Here is a 12,409-nt window from a genome sequence, read left to right as displayed (position 1 = left end):
TTAGCCCTGGCTGGCGCCAGCCGGCCTAAAATTGGAGATTGGGGGGCGAAACCGGAGGTGCATCATGCGTATGGCAAAGACCCTGCAGGCCCGCCTGGACAAGGCCAACTGCGACTACGACATCATTCCCCATCCACACTCGGCCACCAGCCTGGAGTCGGCCCGTACGGCCGGCGTGCCCGCCGAGCGGGTCGCCAAGTCGGTGATGCTCGATGACCGGCATGGCAACTACATCATGGCCGTGCTACCGGCCAACCGGCATCTGGACATGACCAAGGTGCGCATGTCCGGGGCCTGGCAATTGACCCGAGAAAGCGGCCTGCCGAGCTTGTTCGGCGACTGCGAGCGCGGCGCCGTGCCGGCCCTTGGCGACGCCTACCAGATAAAAATGCTGCTTGATCCGAGTCTTACTCGCCAAGGCGATGTCTATCTGGAGGCGGGTGACCACGATCACCTGATCCACATGAGCATGGAGCAGTACATGAAATTGGTGCCGCACGCCGAAGTGCGCGAGCTGTGCTGATGTTTTCACACCCATGCCAGACGGGCGTCGTGGACGGCCTGCCTGGCGCTCAGGAGGAACCATGGAAGCGCCGATCCATCCCTTTGCCGACTTGTTTAAACAGTTGGGCTTGCCCGACGATCCCGAGAGTATTGATCAGTTCATCACCAGCCATTCTCCGCTGAAGAACGAGATAAAGCTGGTGGATGCGCCGTTCTGGACCGACTCCCAGCGTGCTTTTCTCAAGGAAAGCATCATTGAAGATTCCGATTGGGCCGTGCCCTTCGATCAACTCAACGAAGCGTTGCGCCGCCCCCGAAAATAAAGCGCCGAGCGGCACCTGACGAGTGATTGGCCGTTGCTATGCTCAGGAAAACAATAAGGGGATAGCGCGATGAAAGATCCCTATGCACCAGGTTTCTGGTGCTCCGTGACGATCCTGGGCACCCTGACGGCCAGTTACTTCTATGGCATCAGGCAAACGCAACAGATGAACCAGGCTGTGCACTTCCTGTATGCGGCTGCCGCTGTCACGGTGGCGGTGGTATTGGTGGCGCTGACCTGGATCGCCTGGCAACAGTTGCACCTGAACAAGCGCGAAGTGATTCAGGGACGAACGTTGCTCACCATCTGGAACACCAAGGTGGCGCTACGCCGCGTCGAGACAGTATTCGACCGCTATTTCTGGGGCAGCTACTGGCATTCGGGGCGCACGTTCGAAGAAGTCATGGGCGAGCTCAAGGGCACGCCGCTGGAGCAGAGCCTGGATGCGCTGAAGCGACAGTGCCGGGTACTCGACCGTGAAATCCATGACCACCATCACCATTGGCTGGCCAATGCCCGCGACCTGTCCAGCGTGGCCCAGGCCATGGCTCGTGAACGCTACCAGCTGGACCTGGGCGAGCCAACCTGCAGTGGCAATGGCAATACTGCCGTGCTCAACCGTGACCTGGAGGTGCTGGTGTACACCTGGTCGGCGCGCCTGCGCAGCTTTGACCATCAACTGGACGAGCTGGAGCGCGCCTACCATTGAGGGGCGTCATTCGCCGCGGATGTACTGCTCCAGCTGCTGAATCAGGCTGGCCTGTTCGGTGATGGTTTCCTTGACCAGGTCGCCGATCGACAGCAGGCCGAGCAGCTTGCCGTTGTCGACCACCGGCAGGTGACGCAGGTGACGGTCGGTCATCAGGTTCATGCAGAAATCGAGCTTCCGCTTCGGTTCCACGGTGACCACGGGTGCGCTCATGATTTCGCGCACCGGGGTGGCGGCGGAAGAGCGGCCCTTGAGGACCAGTTTGCGCGCATAGTCCCGTTCACTGACGATACCCACCACCTGGTCGCCCTCGACCACGGGCAACGCACCGACGTTTTTCTCCGCCAGCACTTTCAGGGCGTCGAGCACCGAGTCATCCGGGCCGATGGTGTAAACGGTCTGGTGCTGGGACTTGGTCTTGAGGAGTTGTTCGACGGTCTTCATACGGGCCTCTGCGGGTGAAAAAAGCGCTGTCTCGGAGTAACTAAAGCATCCGGCACGGCGCTCTGCACGGCAATGCAGGAAACGGCATGGAGTCGATTGAAAAACGTCATCAGCCGTCATTGCGCCTACGGGCAACCGGTCGCGGCCACCTCCTGGCTCGCTTCCTTGAGTGCCGCGGCCACAGCGGCGGCATCGTTGGCGGTATACACCCGCCCGCCGGTGTTGCTGGCTGCGCAGTTGGAGCCGGTGCTGGCGCTGATGTTGACTACGTTGATGCGCAGGCGCGGCTGGTTTTTGGCGATCTGTTCCGACACGCTGCACACACTGGTACCGCAACTGTCCCGGCCATCCACGAACATCACGATCACGCCATCCCGATCACGGCCGTTCATCTTGCTGGCGGCTGCTTGCAGGCTGATACCCAGCCCCGTCCCGCCACGTGCGTTCAGGTCGGCCACCCGCTTGGCCAGGTCTGCGCGCTGGCCTTGGCCAAAGACGCCGTGGTCCACCGGGCTGCGGCAGCCATCGAAGGTTACCAGGCGCATGTCCACGGCCTTGTCCAGGTCGCCGATCACTGCGGTCAGCGAGCTTTTTGCCACGTCCATGCGGGTGAGCCGTTGCGGCTGGTTGTTGGCCAGCAGCTCGTCAACGTAAGGAATGCGGGCCAGCAGGCCGATGTACCAAGGGTCATCTTCCTTTTTCACCCTGATGCGCTGGTCCATGGAGCCCGAGGTGTCCAGCACCACCGCAAACTCCGATGCCTGGAAGGCGCCCCCCGGGGTACAGATTGCAGTCTGCGTATAGCCCTGCCAGCGCTGGTACAGCACAGGCCAGCTGCTGTACAGCCAGTAGAGCAGGAGCAGTAACAGGCCAAACAGCAGCCAGGGCCACAGGCGCAGGCGGCGGCGTTCGGTCATCACCACGGTTCGTGTCCGGGTGGGCTTGGGGGTTGGTGCGGGTTTTGGCTTGGCCGGCGCTGGCTGTCGCGGTGCCGGAGGTGGCGACACCACGGGCGGCGCAGCGACAGGTGCCGGCTGCCCCCAGCGAATCACCAAGGGTTCGTCGTTGATGCTGTACAGGTTGGCAAGGTCGGGTCGGCCGATCAGTGTGCGCAACGCTTCGGCTGCGGGCGCCTGGCCGCGCCGTTGCAGCTCATCGGCCAATTGGCTGACGGCTGCCTGGCGCTCTTCATAGCGCTTGAGCAAGGCAGCCTGCTGCTCTCGGCCGAGGGTGGCATACAGATGCGGTTGCCCCTCCAGTTCAGACCACCATTCCAGCACACCGTCGCGGCCCTGCCGGGGTATTGCGTACAGGTGAGCGATGCCCGGCGGAAAGTGCTGACGGATCAACGCCACCCTGAGTTCGAGCGCGCTGGCAGCATCCTGGCTGGCGTGGGTGTCGCGGTTTACCCTTTGCATGTTTTGTCCTAGTCGCAATCGGCTGTGCTGGAGACTTCCTGGCTGGCAAGCTTGATGGCCGTGGCAACCTGCCCGGCATCGCTGGCGGAATAGATGCTCCCACCCGTACTCTCGGCCACACAGCTGGCCAAATTGCTGTTGCTGATGTCGACCAGATTGACGCGCAACCTCGGCTGCTCGCGGGCAATCCGCTGCGCCACTGCACACACGTCCTGTTCACAGCCGTCGGCACCGTCGATGAACATCAGGATCACCCCATCGCGGTCGCGACCGTTCATTGTTTTGGCCGCCACATCAAGGCTGGCCGCCAGGGCGGTGCCATCATTGGGTACCAGTGCCTGGATACCTTTGATCAATGCCGGGCGCTGGGCCAGGGTGAACACGCCGTGGTCCAGCGGCGCGCGGCAGCCATCGAAGGTCACCACGCGCATATCCACCGCCGGGTGCAGGTCGTTGATCAGGTGGGTCAGGCTGCTCTTGGCCACGTCCATACGCACCGGGGCCCGGGTAAGTTGCGCGACACGCTGCTGATCGATGTTCGGGTCGTCATTGATGTGCTGGAAGAACCATTGTTCGTCTTCAAGGGTGGTGGCGACGTTGAGTTGCATCGAACCCGATGTGTCGAGCACCACGGAAAATTCGGGCGGCTGTATGCGGGTGTCTTTCACGCAGGCGAAGGGCGTGGCGGGGCGGTTGCCAAGCCAATGCTGCAGGTAGGGCCAGCCGAACCACAAGGCCAGGGCCAGCAACAGCAGGCCGAGCAGTGGCAACAAGAACCATGGCAGCCATACCCAGCGCCGACGTACCACGGGCGCGGGGCGTGGCGGCAGCGGTGTGGGCGACGGCTTGACCGGGGCAGCTTCGGCCCAGCGCACGACCAGCGGTTGGCCGTTGATGCTGTACAGGTTGTTCAGGTCGGCAGGCCCGATGAGCTTGCGCAGCAGCGCCGCATCGTTGGCCTGGCCCAGGCTTTCCAGTTTGCTTACCAGCTGGTGTACGGCTTCCTGGCGCTCGTCGTAGAGGCGCAGCAACGCGGCCTGTTGCTCGGCGCCGAGGTCATGGTATTGGTGCGGTTGGCCTTGCAGTTCCGACCACCATTCGCGCACGCCATCCTTGCCGTTGCGTGGGGTGGCAAACAGATGAGCGATGCTCGGCGGAAAATGCCTGACGATGATCGCCATGGCCTGTTCGAGCACCCGCAGGTCGTCCTTGGCGGGGCTGGTGTCGCGGGTGACCCGCTGCATGTGGATATCCTGAGAAGATTCGGCAGCCGAAGCTGCCGATGAGGTTTTACTCGTAACCCAGGCTCAGCTGAAGGCGGCTGACCTGTTGTTGAAGGGCCGCGAGCTTCTGCTTGCGGGCTTCGATCTGGGCGTTGCTGGCATTTTGCGAGGGTGCGGCCTGGTTAGCCTTGAGCTGTTGCTCCAGGCCGGCGATCTGCTTTTGCACATCGCTCTTGTTGCCATGGCGCGCCTTGAGCGTGCCCAGCAGGTCGTTCAACGATTTTTCCAGGCTGGCCTGCTGCCGCTGCTGGCTTTGCAGGTCCTGGCGGGTCGAGGCCTGCAGTGCACTCAGTTGTGCGTACACTTCGTTGAACTGGCGGTTCTGCTCCTTGGCGCTGAGCAGCTCCTGTTCGCTGTTGCGTACACCCTCGGCATAACCTCCGCCGTAATCGCAGTTGAGCTTGCCGATCAGGCTGGCGCTGCTGTCGGAGGCATTGCACTGGGAGGCAGTGGTCGCACAACCGGCAAGGCTGGCCAGCAGTGCCAGGCACAGGCAGTTACGTAGAAACATGGCGTGCACTCCTTCAGCCCAGGGTGATTGCCGAACGCTGGCTGTAGAGGCCATCGACCTCCTGCTGCAGCGAGGCGACCTTGGTGTTCATCTTGGTGATCTCGGCTTCGACCTTTTGCACTTCGGCCTGGCTGGCGCCGCCATCACGTTCAAGCTTGGCCACCTGCTGGTATTCGGTAACGCGTTTTTTCATGTTGGTCAGGTCTTTGCGCATCAACCCGATGTTCTGGTCGATGTTGGCGATATCCCGCTGGGCCTTGGCCTTGTCCAGGGTCTTGGCTTTCATGCTCTGCTGGATGCTGGCAATTTGTTGCTTGTCGTCGTTGATGACGCGTTGCAGCGTATCGCTGCGCTGCGCGACCTTGGCGGTTTCACCCTGCACTTCGGTAGTCATCGCGTTCAGGCGCTCGGTGGTATCGGCATATTTCGCCCGGCGCTGATCAAGGTAGTAGTTGGCGCCCATGGCCACACCGCACGCGCCGACACCGGCAATGATCGAGCAGGCTGCCTTATTGCCGGAGTTGGACAGCATGCAGGCAAGAATGCCAGCGCTGGCCGCGATGGCACAGGCCTGGAAGCCCGATGTGGTAAAGAACTTGGCATCGTTGCCGCTGGTCAGGCGCGGATCGACAGTGCCCTGGCTACCTGTCATCGAGCTACCGGTATTGGCACAACCGGTAACGGCCAGGCAAGCAGCCATCAGCAGACCCAACCAAGGGTTGATACGGGTGGATGTAGGGAAGTTCATGGTGGCTCCTGGATGTCCTTGGGTCAGTGTGCGACGGTCTTGCAGCTGTTCAGCCATGCGTTGGCATCAATCTTCTGTGTCTTGAGGAACGACATCTGGTTGGCCCAGTGGGTACGCAGGTAGGGCGACAGGTCCTTGAGGTTCTTGTTGGCTTTGAACGAACCGTCCAGCACCGGCACCTGGGCTTCGAGCAGGTCCTTGCCGTACAGCGAACCCGACTCCACCAGGGAGCTGGCGTAGTAGCGGCTGAGCTTGTGCAGGCGCTCCTGTTGCTCTTCGAGCTTGACCTTGCGCACGCCACAGGTCGGGTCTTCTTCGCCGGCCTTGCAGTTGCTGGCGTAGTTTTTCTGCAAAAAGTCCAGGTACTGGCCGTCGTCGAGCATCTTGGTGCACAGGAAGGCGCCCAGGTTGAGGCTGGCGCGAATCGCCTGGTCTCGCGCTTCCTGCTGCTGCTGGTTGCTGGCGCGCAGTTGGTTCTCGACGGTCTTGAGCTGGTTCTTCAGGGCTTCGTCTTCCACGTTGGAAGCAAGCTCTTCCAGCGCCTTGACGGTGCCTTTCTGCTTGCTTTCGGCAGCCGGTTGATCGTTGCCCAGGTTGCTCCAGCTCTTCTCGATGTTTTTTACCCGGTCGCGCGAGGTGAGGGTCGGGGAAACCATGGCCAGGCGCAGGCCGTTGGTTTTCTTGGCCACTGCACCCTCGGCGTTGTAGTACGGCTCTTCCTGGCGCAGCGAGGTGCGCAGGTCGCCTTCGCTGGTCAGGTAGTTGCCACCGCGCACCACATAGCCACCGGCCTGGCCGTGCTGGCGGTCGAGCTTGTTCAGGCGGAACGGCTCGAACATCATCTCGCTGGCATTGCCGAGCATGTCATGCAGGCCCAGCGGGTTGGGCTTGAGCAGCCCGCTCAGCTGCAACTGGCCGTTGGCGGACTGCGCGCCGGCGAACCACTCGTAGGCATTCAGGCCTTCGGGCATGGGGTAGCGGCCATCGCGGAACTCGGCCGTGCTGACTTGCAAACCGCCACGCGCGGCGAATTCCCACTCCACCTCGGTTGGCAGGCGCAAGAAGCCTTGGGCGCCATCTTCTCGGGGCAGCTTGTCGGGTGCATTGGCACGCAACCAGCGGTTGTACTTGTCGGCAGCCTGCAGGGCGTCCAGCCACGACACCGATACAATCGGCAGGCGCTGCTTGTTGGAGGCGGTCGGGCAGGTTTCGTCCATCAACGCCCTGTACTGCAGCTGGCTCATCTCGTATTTGGCCAGCAGGTAGTAGCGCGACTTCTCACCTTTGGCACTGGTGAAACTGCCGGCAATGAACGCCGGGCGGGTCTGCTCGACATAGCCCCACTCGGCGCTGTCCTGGCCGATGTTGATGGGGTAGTCGTCCAGCGGGCCGGCCACCGGGATCATCACCTTGCGAAACACCATGGCGCCGTCACACGGCATGGGCAGCACCACGTCATCGGCGTCGGCCATGGGGTTGTAGTATTTCTCTTCCCAGGTCGCCGCTGTGGCTTGCAGCGCAAAGCCGAGAGCAAGTGGCGCCAGAAGCAGGCGACTGTAGGCTTTAGAGTTCACGTAGGCTCTCCGCAGGTTGTATGCGTATGGCACGCAAGGCGCCGATCAGGGCGACCAGGCCGGCGACCAGGAAGGCCAGCAGCAGGGCGACCAGGCCATGCCATACGGTGATGTGACAAATGAAGGCGCCGGTTGCCTGGCTGCTGACCAGCAAGCGGTCGAACAGCAGGCTGCCGAGGTAGTAGCTGCCAAGGCCGCCCAGGTAGCCCACCAGGCTCAGCACGAGTGCTTGAAGCACCACGTAGGCCGATACCGCGGGGCTGCTGAAGCCCAGCAGGCGCAGCACGGCCAGGTGGCGGCGCTTGCGATCGATGTTGGCCAGGAAGGCGCCGACCAGCGAGGCGATGCAGCCGATCAGGGCGGCCCCGGCAATAACGCTGAAAATCAGCCCGAGCACGTGGTTGATTGCCTTGACGCTGTTGATTTCTGCCAGGCGGCTGGCGGTTTCGATGCGCTGTTCGTTAAGCCAGCGCTCCAGCGGTGCCACGCTGTCGATGTCCCGCGCATAGACCCGGGCCCGGGCGTAGCCGACGTTCAGGGCATCAAGGGCCTGGCCACTGCTTGCCCCGAGGCTGGCGACCAGATAACCGTCGCGATAGTGTTCCAGCTCCATCAGCAGCTCGGGGCTGACGAAGGCTGCAGGGCGGGCGAAGCGCACCGAGCTGACGATGGCACTTACCTGCAACGTGCGCTCGCCACGCTCGTTGACTTCGTTCAGGCGCCGGGCAACGCGCAAGCGCAGGGTGTCACCGGCCTTGGCGTCGAGCCGTTCGGCGGCTCGTTCGCTGAGAATCACCTGGTCGGGCGCCAGCTCACTCAGATCTGTTGCCAACAAGGGATCGCCGGCCCGGGTAGGGATGACCTCGACGTTGTCGGCGAAGCGGCCGTGTGTACCCAGCAGGTCGGCCTGGGTGTTCAGCGAGCGGGTCTGGCCGATGGCGAAGCCCACCTCCGGGCGTGCCTGCAACCGTTGCAGCCAGGCTTGGTCGAAATGGCCGCTGCTGAGCATCTTGACCTCAAGGTTTCGGGGGTCGCTGAGCAGTTCCTGTTGCAGTTGGCTGACCACCCCGTGCTTGAGGCCGAACAGCAACAACAGCGGGGCAATGACAGCGACCAGCGAGGCCGCCATGCACAAGGAAACGTTACGGTCGTGCCAGAGATCGGCCAGGGATAACCGTGCCAGCAGTGCCAGGCGTTTATGCCACGGGTTCAAAGCGTGTTTCCCCTTGACCGTTGATGGCACCCAGGCGCGGCAGGCCGAAGCGTTCGACCAGTGCCCAGTCGTGGGACACGACCAAGGCGCTCAGCCCTAGCTCAGCCACCAGCTGCAGCAGCAGTTCGAACAGCCGCGCTGCATTGTGCGGGTCGAGCGCGGCGGTGGGCTCGTCGGCCAACAGCACCCGGGGTTCATGGGCGATGGCACGCACGCAGGCCACCCGCTGACGCTCGCCGATGGACAGCGCCTGGGGTAGCTTGCCCAGCAGCGGCGCCAGGCGCAGTGCCTCGACAGCCTTGTCCACCGCCGTGCTGGCAGGTGGCAGGCCGAGCAGGCGGCGTGGCAGCAGGATGTTGTCGCGCACACTGAGAAAAGGCAGCAGCCCGCCGTTCTGCAGCACAAAGCCCAGCTCGCGCGAACGCAATGCCGCCAACGCTGGCTGCTGGTCGCTGGCCAGCAGGCTGGCCACGTCCTGGCGTTGCGGGCCAAGCCTGTAGTGCGTCAGTTGCTCAGGCTTGAGCAGCAGGCCAATGGCCTCCAGCAGTGTGCTCTTGCCGCAGCCGCTCTCGCCCGTGATGGCACGCACTTCGCCGGGTTGCAGGCACAGGGCGTCCAGCCGTACCCGGTGAGCCTGCGATCCTTCGCCTCGAACGACTAGTAGTCCCTTGATATCGAGCATATGGGGTCAGGGCATCATTTCCAGCGGTACCGGGTAGACGTTGTCGCGGCTGTCACTGCCCGGCGCCAGGGCAACCCAGCGGTCGACATCGGCGTTGTAGCGTTGGTAATGGCGCAGCTTGGTGCTCAGGCTACGGATGAATTTCTCCTGGGCCAGGCCATCCCAGCCCTTCCAGGTTTCTTCGTCCAGGTTCAGCACTTCGCTCTGGTAGGGCAGGTCTTGCAGGTACTCGCCAAGCACGCCCAGGTCTGCCACGCGAGTGGTCGAGCCTTGCTTCAGCTGGTTCGGGTCGGCACCCATGGTCGCGGCAACCGAGCGCAGGCGGGTGAACATTTCGTCTGGCGAAATCATGCCTTCGTTGGCGGCATCCAGGATCTGCTTGAGTACATCGCTCAGGTCGCTGAGTTGGGCTTTGGTCAGCAGGACGCGCACATCGGTGGTCGGCACGTTCTGTTTGATCAGGTCGCGGTCGCTGATCCAGGCCTGGAACACCGGCGGCGCCTGGGTACCGTTGGCCTTGCCCAGGTAGGCTAGCTGCATGGCGTGGCCGATCAGTGCGGCATCCTCGAGCATTTTCTTCTCGGCAGGGTCGGCCTTGGCATTGTTTGCGCTGCCGATGGCCGCCTCGCCCATGTAGGCCGCCCGCACTTGCTGGGTGATGGCGGCAGCCAGGCCGTCGACCTTGCGGCCAAAGGCCTCTACATCGCCGGCATTGACCGGGTAGTACAGCGAGGTGTTGGTGCCCGGGTAGTTCGACAGGGTGCGGTACTGCGCTTCGGCGGAGCTGTGGTTCTTGGCGCCGCTGGGGGTTTTCAGGTGCAGGGTGTACAGGGCCACGCCAGGGTTGCTGGCTTCGATCTTGACCTGTTCGGCGCCAAGGCCGGTGCTCGACAGCTTGTCACCCCCGTCAATGGCGCCGGCATCGGTGATCAGCACCACATAGCGTGCGCCAAACTGGCTCCAGTCGATCTGGTCGACGGCAGACATGACACCGGCGTAGGCATCTTCGTTGAACTCGCTGCTCGACACCTTGGCTTGCTTCAGGTCCGCGACCTTGGCCATGAAGTCGGCACCGTCCTTCACCGTGTTGGGGTCGGCGTACATCTTGCTGACGTATTCCAGGCCCGGCACGGCTTTGGTGCTGGAGCGGTAGGCGACCAGGCCGAACTTGACCTGCTTACCGAGGTTTTCCTTCTCGATCTGCCCGTACACGCGCTTGATCGCCTCGCGGGTGCGGTCGATGTACGGGTCCATCGAAATGGTCGAGTCGATGACGAACACCACGGCCGCGCTGAACGCCTTCAACTGCTGGTTGGCAGCGGCCTGGGCAGGCGCAGGTGTGGCAGCTGCGGCACTGTCGGCCTTGCTGACCGAAGCCACATTGAGGATGCGCGTGCGGAAGCCTTCCTCGGTCATCACTTCTTCGCCGCTGAGCACGGGCAGCAGGTAGAAGTTTTTCTGCAGGTCGACGAAGTATTCGGGCTCTTCGGCCAGCACGCCGGGCGCCTCGGTGCCGTGCTTGAGCTTGGCGCGTAGCGGGGCCACATGGCTGACCGGGTCGGGGGCGTTGAGAATGCCTTCGAGCTGGTTGCGCTCCTTGAAGAACATCAGCCGATCACGGTTGGCGGGGTTGGTAAACGCCAGGGTCAGCTGCATTTTCCATTCGACGGTGCAATCGGCAGGCAGCCAGCCGATGCTCTTGCCCTGCGTGTCAGGGCCGACCCGCAGCCACTCGCGGGCGTCAGCCTGGGCGCGTTCGTACACGTAGAAGCGGCTGAAGGTGGGTTGCGCGGCGCCAGGGGCAGCCCCGGCGTTATCGCTCAGCTTGCAGCCCGGCGTGGTCAACACGCGCTGGAACAGGGTTTTCTTGCCGTCCTGCAGCAGGGGCTTGTCGGCCGCCTGCAGGGCAGGGCTGAGCGACAAGGCCAGCAGCGCGGCGCCAATGCTACGCATCTTCATGGCTTGAGCTCCTCGTAGCGCTGCTTGGCTTCGGCGTTGTTTTCATCGAAGCTGAGGATGGTCTCGTACCAGGAGGCTGCGGTGGCGGCTTCCGGCGCCTTGAAGCAGTTGCTTGGCTGGTGGTACTTGGGGTCGTATTCGTGAGCGTAGGCCGTGGCGATCTGGATGTCACCGGCATTGGCGCGGTTGGCATACAGGCGCTGGGCCACATCGCACTGGTCGTTGGCCTTGGCCAGGCTGATCACTTCAAGCAGTGCGGCGCTGTCCGGTTTGCTCTGGATGCACGACTGCAGGAACGCCAGTGACGTCTGGCCTTGCATGCTTTCCAGCGAACAAGGTTTGGCCGCGTCGGCCTGTGCGACGGGCTTGTCTTCAGGCGGCACGGCTGCAGTTGCTTCGCCTGCGCTGCGGTTGAACCACCACCAACCGCCCCCGGCGGCAAGCGCCAGCAGGATCAGGGCCAACAGGGGCAGCACCCACTTCTGGCCTTGCTTGGCAGGCGCCTTCGGCGGCGGTGCCACAGGTGCCGGCTGGGGGGCTGGCGCGGCTTCGGGCTCGGGTTCTGGCGCCACTGCCGGAGCAGGCTCAGGGGTGGTCACCGCAGGTGGCTCGACAATCACCGTCGCGCTGGGCAACGGTGCCGGGGGCGGCGATTTCTCCAGCGCTGGCCCAGACTCGACAGACGCGATGATGGCGCTGTTGATACGCACCATGCCAAGGTCGCTGCGCCCGGTCTGCGGGTCGCTGACCTCGATGCGGAAGGTGGCGGTACCGCTGGCTTGCAGCAATGGGTTGATCAGGTTGGGGCCGATCCGCGTTTCGATGGCCGGGGCGCCTGCGACAGCATTCATGCCATCCAGGCGGAACCAGTGAGCCACTTTGGCCCAGTGCCCGCCATCATGAAGAAACTCGTGGGACTGGCTACTTTGCAGAGAGCATTGCAGCCCTTCGCTGGTGCCTTCCCAGCCGGTGATCCGCAACAGGCCTTGGCCTGGTGTGTTCACGTCCAGTGGCAGCACATCAACTCTGATACCCATTGCAA

13 protein-coding genes are annotated in these 12,409 nt (G+C 63.1%); 3 read left to right on the top strand and 10 right to left on the bottom strand.

All coding sequences use genetic code 11. The features are described from left to right. The first annotated feature begins 64 nt into the window (after positions 1 to 64). The 3 genes from SB765_RS19260 (at position 65) to SB765_RS19250 (ending at position 1,535) form a co-directional block, all read left to right on the top strand. Positions 65 to 523, top strand: a complete 459-nt coding sequence (locus tag SB765_RS19260) for an aminoacyl-tRNA deacylase (protein WP_016484356.1) — start codon at positions 65 to 67, stop codon at positions 521 to 523. 61 nt (positions 524 to 584) lie between these two features. Then, complete coding sequence (locus SB765_RS19255) at positions 585 to 827, top strand: DUF2789 domain-containing protein (RefSeq protein WP_019473111.1); 243 nt, start codon at positions 585 to 587, stop codon at positions 825 to 827. A 69-nt stretch (positions 828 to 896) separates the two neighbouring features. After that, the gene (locus SB765_RS19250) at positions 897 to 1,535 is read left to right on the top strand and encodes a hypothetical protein (RefSeq protein WP_019473112.1); all 639 of its coding nucleotides are present in this window, start codon (positions 897 to 899) and stop codon (positions 1,533 to 1,535) included. 6 nt (positions 1,536 to 1,541) lie between these two features. Here SB765_RS19250 and SB765_RS19245 read toward each other — a convergent pair whose 3' ends face one another. From SB765_RS19245 to SB765_RS19200, 10 genes are all read right to left on the bottom strand, one after another. Then, positions 1,542 to 1,979: a CBS domain-containing protein gene (locus SB765_RS19245; RefSeq protein ID WP_016497497.1), complete on the bottom strand. Its 438-nt coding sequence runs from the start codon at positions 1,977 to 1,979 to the stop codon at positions 1,542 to 1,544. A 125-nt stretch (positions 1,980 to 2,104) separates the two neighbouring features. Next, positions 2,105 to 3,397, bottom strand: a complete 1,293-nt coding sequence (locus tag SB765_RS19240; RefSeq protein WP_410931761.1) for a hypothetical protein — start codon at positions 3,395 to 3,397, stop codon at positions 2,105 to 2,107. An 8-nt stretch (positions 3,398 to 3,405) separates the two neighbouring features. Further along, positions 3,406 to 4,641 carry a hypothetical protein gene (locus tag SB765_RS19235; protein ID WP_410931760.1) on the bottom strand — a complete coding sequence of 412 codons (1,236 nt, stop codon included), beginning with the start codon at positions 4,639 to 4,641 and terminating at the stop codon, positions 3,406 to 3,408. Between the two features lie 46 nt (positions 4,642 to 4,687). Next, positions 4,688 to 5,191, bottom strand: a complete 504-nt coding sequence (locus tag SB765_RS19230; RefSeq protein WP_016497500.1) for a hypothetical protein — start codon at positions 5,189 to 5,191, stop codon at positions 4,688 to 4,690. Positions 5,192 to 5,204: 13 nt separating this feature from the next. Beyond that, positions 5,205 to 5,939, bottom strand: a complete 735-nt coding sequence (locus tag SB765_RS19225) for a hypothetical protein (protein WP_049274575.1) — start codon at positions 5,937 to 5,939, stop codon at positions 5,205 to 5,207. Positions 5,940 to 5,962: 23 nt separating this feature from the next. After that, entirely contained in the window at positions 5,963 to 7,513 is a 1,551-nt protein-coding gene (locus SB765_RS19220; RefSeq protein WP_410931759.1) for a formylglycine-generating enzyme family protein, read from the bottom strand. After that, positions 7,503 to 8,726, bottom strand: coding sequence for an ABC transporter permease (locus SB765_RS19215; RefSeq protein ID WP_410931758.1), 1,224 nt, complete (start codon positions 8,724 to 8,726; stop codon positions 7,503 to 7,505). The genes SB765_RS19220 and SB765_RS19215 overlap by 11 nt, the downstream gene beginning before the upstream one ends. Continuing rightward, on the bottom strand, positions 8,710 to 9,408 hold the full coding sequence (locus SB765_RS19210; RefSeq protein WP_410911076.1) for an ABC transporter ATP-binding protein: 699 nt from the start codon (positions 9,406 to 9,408) through the stop codon (positions 8,710 to 8,712). The genes SB765_RS19215 and SB765_RS19210 overlap by 17 nt, the downstream gene beginning before the upstream one ends. A 6-nt stretch (positions 9,409 to 9,414) precedes the next feature. Next, complete coding sequence (locus tag SB765_RS19205) at positions 9,415 to 11,367, bottom strand: vWA domain-containing protein (protein ID WP_059395017.1); 1,953 nt, start codon at positions 11,365 to 11,367, stop codon at positions 9,415 to 9,417. Then, a complete protein-coding gene (locus SB765_RS19200; protein WP_341797277.1) occupies positions 11,364 to 12,404 on the bottom strand; it encodes a hypothetical protein in 1,041 nt (346 codons plus the stop codon). The genes SB765_RS19205 and SB765_RS19200 overlap by 4 nt, the downstream gene beginning before the upstream one ends. Between the last annotated feature and the right edge of the window lie 5 nt (positions 12,405 to 12,409).

It is taken from the genome of Pseudomonas sp. SIMBA_067 (genome assembly GCF_046534675.1).
GTDB lineage: Bacteria > Pseudomonadota > Gammaproteobacteria > Pseudomonadales > Pseudomonadaceae > Aquipseudomonas > Aquipseudomonas putida.
This window is presented reverse-complemented; position numbering and strand designations above follow the sequence as displayed.

What these genes read in the sequence shown, in the direction of transcription:
- SB765_RS19260 (WP_016484356.1), top strand. Translation starts at nt 65, where the DNA reads ATGCGTATGGCAAAGACCCTGCAGGCCCGCCTGGACAAGGCCAACTGC.
- SB765_RS19255 (WP_019473111.1), top strand. Translation starts at nt 585, where the DNA reads ATGGAAGCGCCGATCCATCCCTTTGCCGACTTGTTTAAACAGTTGGGC.
- SB765_RS19250 (WP_019473112.1), top strand. Translation starts at nt 897, where the DNA reads ATGAAAGATCCCTATGCACCAGGTTTCTGGTGCTCCGTGACGATCCTG.
- SB765_RS19245 (WP_016497497.1), bottom strand. Translation starts at nt 1,979, where the DNA reads ATGAAGACCGTCGAACAACTCCTCAAGACCAAGTCCCAGCACCAGACC.
- SB765_RS19240 (WP_410931761.1), bottom strand. Translation starts at nt 3,397, where the DNA reads ATGCAAAGGGTAAACCGCGACACCCACGCCAGCCAGGATGCTGCCAGC.
- SB765_RS19235 (WP_410931760.1), bottom strand. Translation starts at nt 4,641, where the DNA reads ATGCAGCGGGTCACCCGCGACACCAGCCCCGCCAAGGACGACCTGCGG.
- SB765_RS19230 (WP_016497500.1), bottom strand. Translation starts at nt 5,191, where the DNA reads ATGTTTCTACGTAACTGCCTGTGCCTGGCACTGCTGGCCAGCCTTGCC.
- SB765_RS19225 (WP_049274575.1), bottom strand. Translation starts at nt 5,939, where the DNA reads ATGAACTTCCCTACATCCACCCGTATCAACCCTTGGTTGGGTCTGCTG.
- SB765_RS19210 (WP_410911076.1), bottom strand. Translation starts at nt 9,408, where the DNA reads ATGCTCGATATCAAGGGACTACTAGTCGTTCGAGGCGAAGGATCGCAG.
- SB765_RS19205 (WP_059395017.1), bottom strand. Translation starts at nt 11,367, where the DNA reads ATGAAGATGCGTAGCATTGGCGCCGCGCTGCTGGCCTTGTCGCTCAGC.
- SB765_RS19200 (WP_341797277.1), bottom strand. Translation starts at nt 12,404, where the DNA reads ATGGGTATCAGAGTTGATGTGCTGCCACTGGACGTGAACACACCAGGC.